The following is a 17,009-nucleotide window of genomic DNA, read 5'->3' as shown; positions in this document are numbered from 1 at the left end:
CACTTTACTTTATATGGGATGTGGATATCATTTAAAATATATTTTTGAGAGTTAGCAATGTCAGAGGTTGCAGGTGTAGATACAGAAATCAAAAAGCAAAATTCTGTGTGCGAGCAGATGCGTTTTAGCGTGAGCCGCACAAGTCTTTTAAATACATTATCCAGAGTAAGTGGAGTGGTTGAAAGGCGTAATGCAATAGATGTTTTGGCGTGTATAAATATCAAAGCACAACACGGCAGCATAAAATTAATGGCAACTGATCTTGACATTTCAATGTTTGCCTCACTTGCTGCAACCGTATTAACAGAAGGAGAAGTAAAAATTTCAGCGCATACTTTACATGACATAGTGAAGAAGTTACCCGCTGATTTGGATGTCAATTTTGAAGTAAACAACCAAGGAAAATTATTGATGTCTTGCGGAAATGCAAACTTTTCTTTACCGAATGTAGTTTCAAGCAGCTTTCCTGCTCTTGAAGAAGACAATTATAAACATGATTTTATTCTACTAAATACGGACCTGATAGACTTATTAACTAAAACAAAATTTGCTGTATCACTAGATGATACAAGGTATAATTTAAATGGAATATATCTACATACAGATGAGCAGTTTCTGTACTGCGTTGCAACTGATGGCCATCGTTTATCATGTATAAAGAGGCCAAAGCCTGGGAACATCAATGGCGAATTTGGTGTGATCATTCCACGTAAAACTGTTATGGAGCTGTTAAAAATATTGGACGATTGTAATGAAATTAATGTAAAACTCTCAGACAGAAAAATCAAGTTTACATGCGGTGAATATATTCTAATATCAAAATTAATAGATGGAACTTTTCCAAATTATAAAGCAGTTATTCCAGCATCTCAAGATAAGCATATGATTATTGAAAGTAAAAAACTTTCAGATGTTATAGATCGAGTTTCCGTTGTTGTATCTGATAAAGTAAAATCTATTAAATTCTCACTACAAGAAAAGCTGCTAACTCTGCATTCAAACTCCCAAGAGTGCAGTGATGCAACTGAATCCATAGAAGTGGACTACAATGAAGCCCCTATAGAAATAGGGTTCAACTCGCGTTATTTGCTTGATATTCTATCTTGCATAAAAAATAAATGTAAGTTTAGCTTAGCCGATGGTAATAGTGCTACAATTATCACTGATGAAGATGATTCAAGTGTATTATATGTAGTGATGCCAATGAGAACTTAAACTCGTCATCTCGCTGCTTGTTAGCGAGATCTGGAGATACTGCGGCGGTATGGAACTTATTTCACTAAGAACGTTACTTTTTATTAAATTAGTAATCTATCTTTACCAAATACAAGCCAAAAGGCGGCGCGGTAACCCCAGCAGCACTTCTTTTGCATTGGCTTAATATATGTAGCATTTCTTGCGGATTGGTTCTATTTTTTCCAAATTCAACTAAAGTACCCGCAATAATCCTCACTTGGTTATGTAAAAAGGAAATAGCAGATATTTTGATGTGTATATGATTCCCGTTTTGTACTATATCGATATCATCAATTGTTCTTATCGGATTTGCGGCGTGACAATCTTTTGAACGGAAACTTGAAAGGTCATGTTTTCCAAGTAGATGTTTAGCAGCTTCACGCATAATATTTACATCAAGTGGACTAAACACTTGCCATACATAACCTGTCTCCAGAGCGGCAGGAGCATAGCGATTAACTATTCTGTATTCGTAATATCTTTTTTTTGCTGAAAACCGTGCGTGAAACGCATCATCTACAACTTCTACATTGAGCACGACTATAGGAATTGATTTTAAATGATAATTTATTGCATTTCTTATTCTATAAAGCTCAAATTCCTTTTCCATATCAAAATGAGCAACTTGTCCTAAAGCATGAACCCCTGCATCAGTCCTGCCACCACAGTACAAGGCAATTTTCTCACCGCTAAAATTAAATATAGCATTTTCTATCTTCTCCTGGATTGAGTTAGCAGAGTGTTGCTGTTTTTGCCAACCAGAGAAATTACTACCATTATATTCTACCGTTATTTTGTATCGCACTGCATTACATCAAGCTCTATCTAAAATAGTCATTTTCTATCTTAACATAATTTATAGTCAAGCCTACAGTGCTGCCACTCCCATAAAGTAGTTCGTCCAATCTTAAATCTTGCTGCCACTGCTTCTCTGCTTTCTCCTTCGTCTAGCGCCTCCATTGCTTTTTTTCTTAAATCATAACTATATGCTGCTGGCATTCAACCTCCTTATCATTATCTATCCTTATCACATCCGGACTTCTATGAAAAGAGCTATAAATCGTGAAAAAGAACTGCTCATTAAGTGCTATTTGCTTAATAAATTTACTGACATTGGTATGGCTAAATTCGAAATGGCTACATGAATTTATCGTAAATTATTACCGTATAAGGTACGATGCGACAAAGCCATCCCAGTGTCAGCTACTCGGATGACACCGTCATAAAGGAACCAGTGTTAGCTACTTGGATGACAACCATTGTGCTTGAGGCAAAATTGACTATCACTTCTTTTTATAGAGCTTGCTCCAAACTTTGTTGTTAGTTAATACAAAAAACACTGTTAAAATTATAAAATACGCCACTACTTTTAATCCAAGTTTATGCCGGCGCTCTAATTCTGGCTCTGCTGCCCATTGTAAAAAATTTATCACATCATACGCCATATTTTCAACTGTGGCTTGCCTTGCACCATCATATTCCACCATTCCTTCAGAAAGTGGTGGCGCCATAGCTAATCTGCCTGTTGGAAAATACGAATTAAAATATAAATCATTTTCATCGTGTTCGCCGTTTTGATAGCCTGTTAACAATGAATAGACATAATTTGCACCATCATGCCTTGCTTTAATAATTAATGATAAGTCTGGTGGGACTGCACCATTGTTGCTTGCTGCAGCTGCTTCTTTTGTATCAAAAGGCGCAATAAAATAATCCGAAGGTACTCCAGGTCTGTCAAACATTTCACCCAAATCATTCGGACCATCTTTAACTTGATAAGAAGCTGCTATTTGTTTTACATCTTCTTCAGAAAAACCGACATCTTGCAAATTACGAAATGCTACCCTATTCATTGAATGACAAGCAGCACAGACTTCTTTATACACTTTATAGCCACGCTGAATTGACTCTCTATCGAAAGATCCGACAATTCCATCAAATTTCCAGTCTATTTTCTTATTTGGTGATGATTTAAATTCTTCTGCAGATATAAGACTAGATAGAAATAACATGCAGAAGATTGCAAATACATTAGATCCCATGCATAACCACTGTTTTAGTAAATTTCGAATTGATGTCATGCAAGTAGCTGACACTGGAATCCAGCTTATTTCATCACTGACATTATGGTTATCATGCACTCCTAGAATCTGTTGTCCATTGCATGATTTGTAAGTATTTTTATACCTGGATCCCAGTGCTTGACACTGGGATGACAACGGAAGATAGTGGAATGACACTGTGTGTTGTATACAACGTTCATACAATTGTGTACATGATGCTGGAATCCATTTATTTTTTTTCTGGATCCCAGTGTCAAGTACTGGGATGACAAAAGAGGGCTCTGGGATGACAGAGAATTTTGTAAGAGATCTGCTTTGAATTGACATCACCTCATCTCCGGCACAGAATCACTTAAGGTTTTTGGTGGTTCTTTTGGCTTTTCATACTTACTAAGCAGTGGTAAAACTATCACAAAGTATGCAAAGTAATAAAGAGTAGATAGCCTACTCATAGTGATGTAAGGCTCTTTTACCTCTTGTCCTCCAAGCCAGGCAAGAAGTACAAAATTTATTGCAAAAACCCAAAAAAATTTCTTAAACACCGGGCGATAAGCACCACTTTTAACTTTTGATTTATCAAGCCAAGGTAACAAAAACCACACTAAAATAGACGCAAACATGGTAAGCACACCAGTAAGTTTATCTGGAATTGAACGTAGCATTGCATAAAAAGGTAAAAAATACCACTCTGGCACTATATGTACCGGAGTGACCATAGAATCAGCTTCTATATAATTGTCTGGATGCCCAAGATAATTGGGAGCATAGAAAACAAATGCGAACAAAACTACAAAAAACAGACCAAAAGTTATGCAATCCTTGACTATATAATAAGGATAGAGAGGGATGGTATCCTTATCTGATTTTACCTCCACTCCACTTGGGTTACCAGAGCCAAACCTATGCAGAGCTATCACATGAAGCATAGCTAAAGCAATAATAACAAAAGGCAGAAGATAATGCAGAGCGAAAAAACGGTTAAGTGTTGGGTTATCCACTGAAAAACCACCCCATAACCATATAACTATTTTATTGCCAATTAAAGGTATAGCAGAAAATAAGTTGGTTATAACTGTTGCACCCCAGAAACTCATTTGTCCCCAAGGCAATACATATCCCATAAAGGCAGTTGCCATCATTGCAAAAAATATAAATATTCCAATAAACCACACCATCTCTCTCGGTCTTTTATAAGATCCGTAATATAATCCACGCATTATATGAACATAGACTACCATAAAGAAGAGCGATGCTCCAACAGCGTGAGTGTAGCGTATTAACCACCCGTAATTCACATCTCGCATTATGCGCTCTACACTATTAAACGCATAATCAACATGCGGAGTGTAGTGCATAGCAAGAAATATACCTGTTATTATTTGTAAAATCAGCGCTATACCAGCCAAAGAGCCAAAGTTCCAAGCATAATTTAAGTTTTTTGGCACTTGGTAAGAAGCAGTGTGTCTTAGAAAAGAAAATATAGGCAATCTATATTCTATCCATCCTAATATGCCTTTTTCTTCTTTTATTGTTTCTTTTTTGTTATCTTCCTGCATAACTTAAACCTTTCTGAACAGATGTCCATTGCTACTTTTATCTTATTTTTTTATTGTAGCAACTTATCCTTTACGCACAAATAAAAACTTTAAAGCAATATTAATTACCTCTTCAGCAACCTGTCACGTGCTGCGTTTAATTTTTGTGCAAAATATTCCGAGCCTCCTTTATCTGGGTGAACTAATTTCATTAAATTTTGATATGCTTTATTGATTTCATTTTGGTTCGCTCCAGAATCTATTCCTAGCACTTTAAATGCTCCATCTCTGAACATGTTACTACTACCAGACTAGTATGATTTTGTCTTGTAAATTTATTCAACAACCCTATTCTAACTATATAATGAAAAATTATCTACAAAGTGTTTATGAAGATGTTATGAAAATCCAACTATCTAAAGTCAACAAATATTTATTAGTTTTACTGATTACTGTCTCAGCATTTCTCATATCTGGGCAAGTATCCAGTTCAAGCAATATCGAGAATGATTTTCAAGATTTACAAGAAAAATTACCATTATTGAAAGATCAGGATTTGTTATTTTTAGATCCAGCTTCAGCTTTAAATTATGGTGATAGGGCAGGTAAAAAAGTGTTAATGGTTATAGTTCACCATACTGAAACATCAACACTAAAAGGTACAAAAGATACGCTGAATGCTAGAGGATTGTCAGTTCATTTTATTGTCGATAGGGATGGCAGCATCACCTTAATGGTTCCATTAGAGAAAGAAGCATGGCATGCTGGTATTAGTTATGCAAGAGTTAAGGTAGATAGTAAGCTTGAAGAGTTACGGAAGCTTAACAACTATTCTGTAGGTATTGAAATTGTAAACACAGGACTTGAGCCTTTTCCGGAAGAGCAAATGAGGTCCGTTAAAGAGCTGATTTTATACCTTATGGAGCGTTTTAAAATTAAAAGGGATATGATATTTAGTCATTCTGAAATAGGAACTATAGTGTATGATCCAGAGCTTGGCTATACAATGCGTAAACCAGATCCACACAAATTGTTTGATTGGGAGTTATTAGAGAAAAATGAAATTGGATTGCACATAAGTGACAGAATAAACCCTAAAGATGCTAAACACAAAATGGGCAAAACATTGTATAAAGCAGGTGATAGAAATGAAGGTATTTTGAAATTAAAACAAAGGCTGAACAGATTTTTCTATAAGATAGAACCTTGGAATGATAAGAAAGGTAATGTAATTTTTCCTGATAATAAGGCTGATTACTCAGATGAGTTTGATGAGAATTTTGTATGGGTTATTTATCAGTTTTCAATACATAATTTACCAAGAGAAATTAGAAAAGATCTACCTCTTAAACTAGAACAAGCAGATATATTTCCTGAATTCTTTAGTGAATATAGTCATGGCATTTCTTCTAGTTATCTAACCTTTAGTGAAAAAATTAAATCGACTCTACAACCATGTTTAAGCAAAGTAGATTATGAGAATTTATTATCTTCTCTTGCACAATATGAGAATAACATTTCTCCTGATGCATCTACCACTTTAATGTACAAAATTAAGTTATACTATGATTCTTATTTAAGATATCGCATATGGTCTTCACTCTATAAACCATTTAAGCTTAATGTATTGGAAGAGTTAGAGATTTTAAAGAGTGGAGTGTTATCTTTAAAATCACTAGATAGCTCTAAAGCTGCAGAAGTTTCCAGTTTAATTGATAGCTTTAAAGTAGATATTTCTTTAGAATTTCAGGGTTTTGAAAAACAGTGGTTTCAGGAGTTTAAGAATGCTTGGAGACAAGAATTTATACCTTCCCTGGAAGAACAGATAACATGGACTGCACTACATGAAGCAATATTGGAGTATTTAGAAAAAGCAAAGGAAGAAATTCGTTAAACGAAAACTTTTTTTAAGATCACTTTTTTAACAATTTATCACGTGCCGCATTTAGCTTTTGCGCAAAATATTCCGAGCCTCCCTTATCTGGGTGAACTAATTTCATTAAATTTTGATATGCTTTATTGATTTCATTTTGACTTGCCTCAGGATTCAGCCCCAGTATCTTTAATGCTTCATCCTTGGACATGTTATCACCAGTGTAATTTTCAGTATAACTTCTACTGCTACTAAATTCGTTCAAAAACTTACTCAATATAGAGTTCATCATGAAACTCATATTATTTTTTTTTGTCAGGAAAAGAAAAAATACAACAACGCTAGGCAAGACAAATGTAATTACTATGAATACTAAAAAAAGAAAAAAGATGAATGACATGTATATTTTTTTATCATTTTATGATTAAATAGTAACAATTATAATTGTCATGGTAAATAACATGTTCATCCAGATTGAAGAAACACCAAACCCAAATACGCTAAAATTCCTTCCTGGATTTGAAATTTTAAACGAAGGAGAAACGGCTGATTTTTCAAATGCAAATGAGATAAAAAATTCTAAACTAGCAGCAAATCTTTTTCAAATAGAACATGTGGTAAGAGTGTTTTTTGGTCATGATTTTATTTCAGTAACAAAATTGGGTGGAATTAATTGGGATACATTAAAAGTAGAAATTTTAACTACAATCATGGATCACTTTACTTCAGGTGGAAAAGCACTAGATAAAGAAGGAGTAAATGATAATAATATACCGGATGAAGAATTTTTTGATAAAAATGATATAGAAATTGTAAATAGAATAAAAGAATTAATGGAAAGTTATATCAAACCTGCAGTTGCTCAAGATGGTGGCGATATCAAATTTCGTGGCTATAAAGACGGGATAGTTTATGTTGAGTTACAAGGAGCTTGCTCTGGATGCCCAAGTGCTGCAATTACTTTAAAGCAAGGAGTGCAAAATATGCTGAGCTACCACATACCAGAGATTGCAGGTATAGAGACCACACTATGACTAATCAAACGGTTAGAGGAACAAAAGATCTCCTGTTTGATGAATGGTACAAGTTTAAACACATAGAGCAAACAGCAAGCAGAATCTCAAATCTATATGGCTTTTTGCCTGCTCAAACTCCGATATTTGAATACACGGAGGTTTTTACAAAAACCTTAGGTGATAGCTCAGATATCATCACTAAAGAGATGTATAGCTTCAATGATAAAGGGGGAAAGAGCATAACTTTACGTCCTGAGTTCACTGCAGCGATTGTCAGGCTACTCATTGAAAAAAAACTGCAAACACCGATAAAATTATTCTCAACAGGACCTGCATTTCGCTATGAAAGACCGCAAAAGGGAAGACAAAGGCAATTTCATCAGATAAATTTTGAGGTTTTTGGCATAGAAGATCCAAAAGCTGATATTGAATTGATATCACTCGCTCAGCACTTACTAACTGAATTTGGCATCAATAAAAATGTAAAGCTGGAAATCAACTCTTTAGGTGATGGTGAAACAATAACTAAATATAGAGAAGCTTTGATCTTATACTTTACAAAGTATCAAAATGATCTATCAGAAGATAGCAAAAATAGGTTGATCAAAAACCCACTCAGAATACTGGATTCCAAGGACGAGAAAGATAAATCAATAATTTCTGATGCGCCCAAAATCAGCAATTATTATACGAAAGAGTCCTCAGATTTCTTTGAACAAATACTAAATGGATTAACAATTCTTGATATACCTTATACCGTAAACAATAAACTAGTTCGAGGTTTGGATTATTATTGCCACACAGTGTTTGAGTTTGTTACAGAGGATTTAGGTGCACAAGGGGCAGTTTTTGCCGGTGGAAGATACGATAATTTAGTATCTTCAGTAGGTGGAAAACACACTCCAGCAATAGGATTTGCAGGGGGTATTGAGCGCATAATGGAGTTAATCAATTATTCTCCGAAAGAAGAGCGACCTATTTACCTAATTCCAATCGGTAGAGAGGCTGAAAAACATGCTTTAACACTTGCAAATGAATTGCGCAGAAATGGTTTATATGTAATCTATGAATATAGCGGAACGCTCAGAACCCGAATGAAAAAAGCAAATCAAGCAAATGCTAAAGCTGCTTTAATTTTTGGCGATGAAGAATTGAATAGTAAAACTTTAAAGATTAAAAACATGGATACAGGTGAAGAAAAAATAATTGCTCGCGATAACACAATAGAAAACATCTAATTAGGAGCAATGCAAATGTTTTTCTCAGTCAGCTATAGAAGAAAATTCGTCTGCACAAGAATTTTTCATAGTATTCAAAGTATCATAATCTGTAAAATCTAATTTTACCGGTGTAATAGTAATAAATCCTTCTTTTATTTTATTTATACTACCACTGCCTGAGTGCTCTCGAGACCAATTTAAGCTAAAAGAGCCATTCGAATTTTCAGTAAAAATTAAATCCCCATCAATGTTATATTCACCTTGTTCAGCAAATTCTACTCCTTTTACTTTTTCCGTAGCAGGAAAATTTACACTCATCACTATGTTTTTAGGCCAACCAACCTTAACTAGCTTGGCAATAACCTTTGGTGCAAAAACCTTTGTATTGTGCCAGTCTATTTTATCATGATAAACTTGGCTTAGCGCAATAGAAGGTATAGACCTTGCAGCACCTTCCATTACAGCACCAATTGTTCCTGAATAACAAATATCGTCCCCGACATTTGATCCAATATTTACTCCGGACAATATTAAGTCTGGTTTTTTATTCATAACTTTATTTAGCGCAATAATGACACAATCTGCAGGAGTACCAGACACACTAAATTCCCTTTCACTATGTTGTTTTATTCCAATAGATTGTTTCACTGGATAATCAAGAGATCTTGCAGCTCCGCTTCTATCAGTATCTGGTGCCACTATCCATATTTCTGGCGCAAAATTCCGTGCAATCTCTTCGAGTAATTTTATTCCTTCACTTCCAAAGCCATCATCGTTTGTTATCAATATTATCATATACAATACTCAGCTATACAGTTCCAAATTATGTAAACCACTGGCTGTAAATAAACTCATGAGGCCTTAAGTTTCTTTGCATAACTGTGGACTGTAACAAAGAACCTGCTGTAAATCAATAGATTTCTTGCACAGGCCATAACTGTCATTACAATAGAAACGAAAAAACTTACTTGACAAACTCCGCCAGCCCCCTTATCATGAAACTGAAGCTATTTATTTATCTTCGCAATCTGTGCAGGTTAATGACAAAAAACTTAGGGTATTTGGCGTCTCATGTTTAATTTTTCGCACTACGTGCATCGCATGTCTTTAAAAATTTTTAGGTTTTTACCTATATAAGCCGAAACGCGCTTACAAAGCGTTTAAGACAGCAAAAAACGTCAAATTGACAAGGGAGAATTTGAATGCTAGCTACTACGGGGTTTCTTTGCCTTTTTTCCTGCTTAGTAAATTTCTTAAACACTTGCGGTGTAGGTTAGTTGCAAGTTAAAAGCAGCTAAATCGCTCTTAATCAAGCGTTTTAGAATAAAAAAACGCCGATATTTTAGTACATAGTAAATAGCCAACCACCACGGGGCTTCTTTTGCCTTTTTTTTATTTGGTAAATTTCTTAATGTTTGTAGCTAAACGACAACCGTCATCCCGCTGCTTGTTAGCGGGATCTAGAGATACCGCGAATGAATCGCGGTATGACGTAGGACTGCTGTCATTCCAGTCTGGAATCCAAAAAAAAGGATGATGTCATCCCAGTGCCCTGACTACTTGGATCCAGTTTTCTTTACAAATTCACAAAAAGTGCTTCATTCTATAACGCAAAACCCATACTCACCAAACCCAATGCATTACTTGCAATTAAGTTTCCTGGATCCAAGTAGTCAAGCTACTCGGATGACACCCTTTTGGATGGAGACCAGTGTCAGCTACTTGCATGACACCATTCTTTTTTCTGGATCCAAGTAGTCAAGCTACTCGGATGACACCCCACTGGTGGCCCACACTACAATGTTCGTACAGTTATGAAATGAATCGCGGTATGACGTGTTGCTTGGGTCAGCTATAGTATTTCTTAAAATTAATAATAAATTTCTTGGCTAGCAAGAAGCTGTAAATTTTTTTGCGAGACCTAAGCCGCTTTTGATATAGCTAAAGGTTTACTGATGATTTGTCTCATTCCACTACCTGCTGACTTACTTTCTGCTTAGCATATCCATCAAATCAGATTCTTTGAGTTTACTATGGTCAACTTTACTGAACTTATTTACCATAGAGCTCATTTGATTATACTGCTTAATTAGAAGATTAATGTCAGTTACAGTTGTTCCGGACCCCTTAGAAATTCTAAGTCTTCTTTTGCCATTTAAAATATCTGGATTTTGCCTTTCTTTTTCAGTCATTGAGTTTATGATGGCTATATATTTTTTCACTTTATTGTCATCTGGCACACTGCTACTTAGCTTTTTTGTAAATGAACTAGGAATGAATTTCATTATGTTGCTAATGCCATCCATTTTACTCAGAGTTTTTAACATTCCCACTAGGTCGTTTAGGTCGAATTTACCTTTTTTCACTTTCTTTTGTAACTTATCAATTTCTTCCTGACCAACAATCTCAGCAGCTTTTTCAACCAATGATACAACATCACCCATGCTAAGTATCCTTTTTGCAATTCTATCGGGATAAAAATCATCGAGGTCACTTAATTTTTCACCACAAGCAATAAATTTAATTGGACAATCGGCGATCATTTTCATAGAAAGAGCAGCACCACCACGTGCATCACCATCAACACGGGTGAGAATAATGCCGGTTACACCTATTACCTCATTGAATGATTTGGCAATGTTGACCGCATCCTGGCCTATCATTGCGTCGGCTACTAAAATAACTTCTGCAGGTGAAGCTATTTCCTTTACGGCTTTCAACTCATTCATCATATTATTGTCAATATGAAGCCTGCCTGCAGTGTCTAGTATTAATACATCATAATTATCGTTCTTTGCTATTGCTATTGCCCTTTTTGTAATTGTAATGGGCTTCTCATCTATTACTACAGGTAAAGTTTGCACATCTATTTGTTTACCTAGCACTTCAAGTTGTTTCTGGGCAGCAGGCCTATAAATGTCTAAAGAGGCAAGCATCACTTTTTTCTTTTGCTTTTTTAGTTTTAAAGCAAGCTTTCCTGAGGTAGTTGTTTTACCTGCACCTTGTAAGCCCACCATCATAATCACAGCAGGGGGTTTAACTGCTAGATTTAAGTCACTTTTCTCTGATCCGAGAACTGCAACTAAATTATCCTGTACAATTTTAATTATCATTTGTGCTGGAGAAACACTTTTTATGACTTTTTCCCCAATCACTTTATCTTTAATGTCGTTGATGAATTTTTTTGCAACTTCAAGTGAAACGTCAGCTTCAATTAAGGCTATGCGTATTTCACGCATGGCAAGATTAAAATCATCTTCAGAAATGATTGACTTTCCTCTCAGTTTACTAAATACAGAATTTAAACTTTCAGTTAACGATTTAAACATAATAGCATTAGTAGAATACTCATTAAAAAGAGAGAAGAAGCTGAAACAAAACTCACTGAGTTATAACTCAGCACTTCTTTAAGTTTAGTAATATTATTAAAGTATAAACCAACAAGTGGATTAGTCAAGTTTTGCACTACGCTGGCAAACATTTCTCTAGTTTTAGAGACTAACTGATTGAACAACAAGACAATATAGGGTATGAAAGCTCTAAAAATCCAATCAACATCCATTTTAAAATTTACTCTCGGGTAAAATAACTTGCGTAAAGGAATAAACAATAAAGTGGTACATAGTAACAAATTAAATTGCGACAAAATATTTTTTGTGTTGTACACAAAATCGAAAATCGAAGGTTTATTGTAAATAGGTAAGTAAGGATTGCCAGCGATTACGCATATAAATGCTAAAATAATCATAGTCATTTTGCCTCCTCTCTCTGCTAAAGGTTTTGACTTACTTTTTGCAATAAATAAGTAATAAAGAAACTTTAGCCCCACGCTTAAATGAAGCAGCAAATTTAGAAGCTTATATAAATTTTTATACCCTTTTAAGGCAACAGTGTTCATTTCAATTTCAGCTGTGATATATGATTTACTGATAAATCCAACGGTTCCAGGAAATGCAGCCATTGTAAGTATTGCGATTATAGCACACATGCCTTCCACTGACATCAGTTTACCCACTCCATTAAAACTAATTGTTTTTGTTTGTGAAATAATCGAATTACTGACCACAAACAATAATGATTGATAAACAAGAGAGAAGATTATATGCAGTATCAAAATTGGTATTGCTTTTTCCGAAGGACTGAGCAAACTTCCTGCAATAATCAGCAAGCCCATTTGTCCTACAACGTTATAGCATAAAAATCTGCGAATATTTTGCTCAAGAGAAGCAAATATAATGCTGTAAATTGCAGTGATGGCGCCTACAAGCGCTAATATTTCAGTACAATCTTGCCATAGGTTGTAAGTGTGTAAAAGCATCACTAAAAAAGAGACTTTAGTGGTAAATAAAGAGAGATATGTGGTGCCATGTAGCGATGCAGCAGGATATGCATCAACAACCCAAAATGAAAAAGGAAAACAAGCGCAGTTTATCAATAAACCCAAAATTATCAGGTTAGTGCTTTGAAGTGCCAATCCTGCTATTAATATAACTCCAACGAAAAAGTGTACACAAGCGTACCTTATTGCAGGTCCACTATCTCTACAGCTAGCTGCGATAATAAAAAATGCACTGATGGTCATTAATTCACAGAATATTATAACCAATATCATATGTTCAGATAAAACTGCATAAAGTGAACTAATAGTGTAAGCAGCAAAAGATAGCATCTCTGAAAAAGTCAAATTTTGTGCTGGTAGAACAGCTAAAAATGCAACTGATAAAAAAGATATTAGTATGGTACGAAAAGATAAATCAAAATCTAGAATTGGGAGAGACCAATTTACTGCAATGCTCAAATTTTCAGGTAATTTTAGGACTATAACTATTAATACAGTCAGTAGAAGTAACAGTGACGATTTATAAAGTTGCACAATAATTAAAACCAATATGGTTTATGCTATCTCAATATATGAATAAAATCAATTTGCATATTAACCACTAATTAAACTAATTATCATATAATTATATCAGAGTTTAGAGGGTTATAGAGAAACCGGTCAGATTAGGTTTTTAATCTAATCTGACCGATAGCTTTAATAGTGAGGTAAGCTTTAATATAGCACTCCTAATTCATAACGCTACACTCGTGCATAATTTATTTTTAATTTGTGCACGAGCGTTAGTAAATTATTTACTTTTTGAAATAAAATTTGGCATCACTTTAATATTGAGACTTAGTAAACCTCAGTAGGTCTGCCAGTTGGGCCCATAAGAATTATTTGCTCGCCTTCTCTTAAGTGTCTGCATAAATTAGTGGAGCCGCCGATTTCCAGCACAATAGTGGAAATAATTCCTTTTTTTTTGTCTACTTCAGTGCCGGTTACGGCTATACCTTCCATAGCAAGGTTTGTATTATTGGCTTTTCTGCCATTGGTTTCAAAATTTTGCAATCTAAAGAATTGCCCAGGCTTAAAATTCTTTGCCGCAAGTGGTGCTTTGATCACTATTTCCACAACTTTGTCTGTTAAATATTGAACTTTTATAACCTTTGCAGTGAATTGCTCTTTGATTCTATTAAATAATTCTTTATTAGCCAGGTCTTCAACACTTGACCACGCATTTTTTTTCTGGCCCACAACATCACACACTGGAATGACAGAAACGAAGCTATTAACTCCACTCAAAAGCTGAGAAATAATAGGGTAGCCGTTCTTAGCACTTGCCATAGCTTTCACGACGCTGCCACTATACGAAGGGTGAAGATCACCAAAAAAGCTGATTGTTTTATTGCCTTGCTTATACACTAATATTCTATCTTTATTTTGCATTTTAGGAGAAAATATTGGGTCTATTTCTTTTCCTGATGAATTCAAATGAGTAAAATACCCATTACTTAATTTAAAATGCTTTTTATCTTCTGTTGCAATAACTGTATTTGGCTCAGTACCTGCTGCTATAAAAATAGAACGTGCTTTTATACGTTTGATTTCGCCGGATTTTGTGTCTATCAGTTTTATTAATTCAGCATGGTTATATTTATCCGTCACAACTTCAACTGGCTCTAAGTTTTCAATAAAGTAAATCCCTTCTGATAATGCGTTTTGCACCTCTTCGCTATTTAATCGATAACTTGGTGAATCTTTTAGCTCTTTTCTATATATAACTTTCACTCCCCCGAGGCTCTGCATTAACTCTAATATTTTTATTTCTCTATTCTCTTTTTTTGCTAACTCTTGCTCTGCTTGGATCAACTTTGCGTGCGATATGAGCTCATTTGCAATTTTGTGTTCTTCTTCTGTCCAATCTTTTTCAACACAGTCCTTTCCATACTTATCAACTAATATCTCATAACGAAGAAGAAATTTTTCTACTTGAATTGGATAATACGCTAAAGCTTCAGTGGCAGTGTCAATCGCAGTAAGCCCCGCACCTATGACAACTATCGGCATACGAACTTGCAGATTTGCTATAGAATCAAATTTAAGAGCGCCAGTCAGTTGTAACGACATCAGAAAATCAGATGCCATGCGTACTCCACGAGCTAGTATGTTTTTTATTTTGATCATTCGTGGCTTACCAGAGCCAAGTGCTAGGGCGATGTGATCAAAACCCAAGTTGAACGCGTCATCAGCATTAATCGTGCCACCAAAACGAATGCCTCCATAAAGTACGAAATTCTCACGTCTTTCCAGCAGTAATCTAATAATCTTTAAGTAATTCTTATCCCACCGAGAAGTAATACCATATTCTGCCACCCCACCAAACCCTCCTGCCATGCGTTCACTCAATTTTTCGTGTTTGAAATCTTTAATTAGCTGGAAATTATCGATCAAAGGTTCAATCTTTAGTCCATCAATGGCGATAACGTTATGCCCATCGTTCAACAAATGATGAGCTAAATTAAAACCAGCAGGACCAAGGCCTACAACTAGAACGTTTTTTCCAGTGTTTCCTCTTGGCAATGAACGCTGAAAATTTAAAGGATTCCAACGGCTGAGCAGAGAATATATTTCAAATCCGTACGGTAAACTGAGCACATCATCCAGAATCCTTGTTTCAATTGCTGGCACATTTACGGGTTCTTGTTTTTGATATATGCACGAATTCATGCAGTCATTGCATATTCTGTGTCCAGTGGCTGCGCATAATGGGTTATCTATCATCACAATTGCAAGACTTGCTATGCTGTACCCTTCGCTTTTCACCAGATTCATTTCTGATATTTTCTGCTCTAGTGGGCAGCCGTGCAGTTCAACTTTTAGTGGAGATTGTTTAAAAGTATTGTCGTTATTAATTAGCCCCTTTGAGCAGCTGTCCTTACTTTGCTTATGACAAAATATGCAGTAGTGAGCATTATCTAGTGCTTTATTCAAACTCACCTTTTTGCTTGTTAGATCAAAACCGTATCGTCTTTTTACTTCATTTGAATACAGCACTTCAACTTTGTCCACTTCTTTTTTAGAAAATGGTATGAGGTTTTCGTGGTCAATTTTTTTATGTATGCTAAATAATATGCTCTGTTTATTTTTTACTCTCCACACTGCATATTGTGCCGCAAGTTCTATTTCCTCTTTGTGATTTTCTTTATCTTCAAACCAATGCATCACCTGCTCAGCGAAATTTTTTTCTGTTGTTGGCAAAGTGAGAAAATGACTTAGTTTGTTAGTAATATCTATATTCGCCACATTAGTGTATTTCTTCAATGCATAGCGTTGGACAAATAACCTTTTGCATTTATATATTACAGCAAAGTCGTTGTGCTTTTTCTTTAGCTCTTCTATTTCTTTTTCAATGTTGAAAAGTTTTGCAATAAATTCATCAAGTAAGTACGAAAGGTCTATAATGAGCTGGCTATCTGTCATCCAAGTAGCTGACCGTCCTTCTTGTTTTCTAGATCCCAGTGTCAAGCACTGGGATGACGGGGGGTGACACTGGGATGATGGGAGGTGACACTGGGATGACATCGAAGAAGAAGCTGCTTTTTCTCTTGCTTCAATTAATGAACAAAACAAGCTCTCATCACATGATTTAATATAATTCAAAAATGTCTCATCTAATTTTGTTAATCCATTGCGAGTATATAGATTCGAAAATGAGATTTTGAAATTCAGCTTCATTGCTATA

13 protein-coding genes and 2 pseudogenes are annotated in these 17,009 nt (G+C 35.2%); 5 read left to right on the top strand and 10 right to left on the bottom strand.

Features of this window, described 5'->3' with window-relative positions:
• Positions 1-57 precede the first annotated feature (57 nt).
• On the top strand, positions 58-1,215 hold the full coding sequence (gene dnaN, locus OPR52_RS07060) for a DNA polymerase III subunit beta (protein ID WP_265038148.1): 1,158 nt from the start codon (positions 58-60) through the stop codon (positions 1,213-1,215).
• Between the two features lie 88 nt (positions 1,216-1,303).
• Here the strand turns inward: dnaN and truA are convergent, their stop codons facing one another.
• Positions 1,304-2,041, bottom strand: a complete 738-nt coding sequence (gene truA / locus OPR52_RS07055; protein ID WP_264719016.1) for a tRNA pseudouridine(38-40) synthase TruA — start codon at positions 2,039-2,041, stop codon at positions 1,304-1,306.
• 71 nt (positions 2,042-2,112) lie between these two features.
• Positions 2,113-2,235: pseudogene (locus OPR52_RS07050) on the bottom strand (IS630 transposase-related protein); the annotation flags it as partial.
• Positions 2,236-2,282: 47 nt separating this feature from the next.
• Here OPR52_RS07050 and OPR52_RS07945 point away from each other — a divergent pair.
• Positions 2,283-2,381: pseudogene (locus OPR52_RS07945) on the top strand (IS5 family transposase); the annotation flags it as partial.
• Positions 2,382-2,519: 138 nt separating this feature from the next.
• Here OPR52_RS07945 and OPR52_RS07045 read toward each other — a convergent pair.
• The 3 genes from OPR52_RS07045 to OPR52_RS07035 all read right to left on the bottom strand — a co-directional run bounded on the left by OPR52_RS07045 (position 2,520) and on the right by OPR52_RS07035 (position 5,130).
• Positions 2,520-3,278 (bottom strand): cytochrome c1, encoded by a 759-nt coding sequence (locus tag OPR52_RS07045; protein WP_010963022.1) that lies wholly within the window; start codon positions 3,276-3,278, stop codon positions 2,520-2,522.
• 347 nt (positions 3,279-3,625) lie between these two features.
• Entirely contained in the window at positions 3,626-4,855 is a 1,230-nt protein-coding gene (locus OPR52_RS07040) for a cytochrome b (RefSeq protein ID WP_006280242.1), read from the bottom strand.
• A 104-nt stretch (positions 4,856-4,959) separates the two neighbouring features.
• On the bottom strand, positions 4,960-5,130 hold the full coding sequence (locus OPR52_RS07035) for a J domain-containing protein (RefSeq protein ID WP_010082675.1): 171 nt from the start codon (positions 5,128-5,130) through the stop codon (positions 4,960-4,962).
• 68 nt (positions 5,131-5,198) lie between these two features.
• On the opposite strand from OPR52_RS07035, the gene OPR52_RS07030 reads away from it, so the two are divergent.
• Positions 5,199-6,728, top strand: a complete 1,530-nt coding sequence (locus OPR52_RS07030) for an N-acetylmuramoyl-L-alanine amidase (RefSeq protein WP_265038146.1) — start codon at positions 5,199-5,201, stop codon at positions 6,726-6,728.
• A gap of 19 nt (positions 6,729-6,747) precedes the next feature.
• On the opposite strand, the gene OPR52_RS07025 is transcribed toward OPR52_RS07030, so the two are convergent.
• Positions 6,748-7,008, bottom strand: a complete 261-nt coding sequence (locus OPR52_RS07025) for a J domain-containing protein (RefSeq protein ID WP_227738613.1) — start codon at positions 7,006-7,008, stop codon at positions 6,748-6,750.
• Positions 7,009-7,168: 160 nt separating this feature from the next.
• Here OPR52_RS07025 and OPR52_RS07020 point away from each other — a divergent pair, with 160 nt between their 5' ends.
• Together OPR52_RS07020 and hisS are read left to right on the top strand one after the other, a co-directional pair.
• A complete protein-coding gene (locus OPR52_RS07020; RefSeq protein ID WP_151807847.1) occupies positions 7,169-7,741 on the top strand; it encodes a NifU family protein in 573 nt (190 codons plus the stop codon).
• Positions 7,738-8,961, top strand: a complete 1,224-nt coding sequence (gene hisS / locus OPR52_RS07015; RefSeq protein ID WP_264723004.1) for a histidine--tRNA ligase — start codon at positions 7,738-7,740, stop codon at positions 8,959-8,961. Before OPR52_RS07020 ends, hisS begins: the two co-directional genes overlap by 4 nt.
• A gap of 24 nt (positions 8,962-8,985) precedes the next feature.
• Here the strand turns inward: hisS and surE are convergent, their stop codons facing one another.
• The 4 genes from surE to OPR52_RS06995 form a co-directional block, all read right to left on the bottom strand.
• The gene (gene surE, locus OPR52_RS07010) at positions 8,986-9,738 is read right to left on the bottom strand and encodes a 5'/3'-nucleotidase SurE (protein WP_264723003.1); all 753 of its coding nucleotides are present in this window, start codon (positions 9,736-9,738) and stop codon (positions 8,986-8,988) included.
• 1,190 nt (positions 9,739-10,928) lie between these two features.
• Positions 10,929-12,272 carry a signal recognition particle protein gene (gene ffh, locus OPR52_RS07005; RefSeq protein ID WP_095742798.1) on the bottom strand — a complete coding sequence of 448 codons (1,344 nt, stop codon included), beginning with the start codon at positions 12,270-12,272 and terminating at the stop codon, positions 10,929-10,931.
• A complete protein-coding gene (locus tag OPR52_RS07000; protein ID WP_264723470.1) occupies positions 12,257-13,816 on the bottom strand; it encodes a proton-conducting transporter transmembrane domain-containing protein in 1,560 nt (519 codons plus the stop codon). Before OPR52_RS07000 ends, ffh begins: the two co-directional genes overlap by 16 nt.
• A gap of 303 nt (positions 13,817-14,119) precedes the next feature.
• Positions 14,120-17,002 carry an FAD-dependent oxidoreductase gene (locus tag OPR52_RS06995; protein ID WP_265038141.1) on the bottom strand — a complete coding sequence of 961 codons (2,883 nt, stop codon included), beginning with the start codon at positions 17,000-17,002 and terminating at the stop codon, positions 14,120-14,122.
• Between the last annotated feature and the right edge of the window lie 7 nt (positions 17,003-17,009).

Source organism: Wolbachia endosymbiont (group A) of Hylaeus communis (assembly GCF_947251915.1).
Classification (GTDB): domain Bacteria; phylum Pseudomonadota; class Alphaproteobacteria; order Rickettsiales; family Anaplasmataceae; genus Wolbachia; species Wolbachia pipientis.
This window is presented reverse-complemented; position numbering and strand designations above follow the sequence as displayed.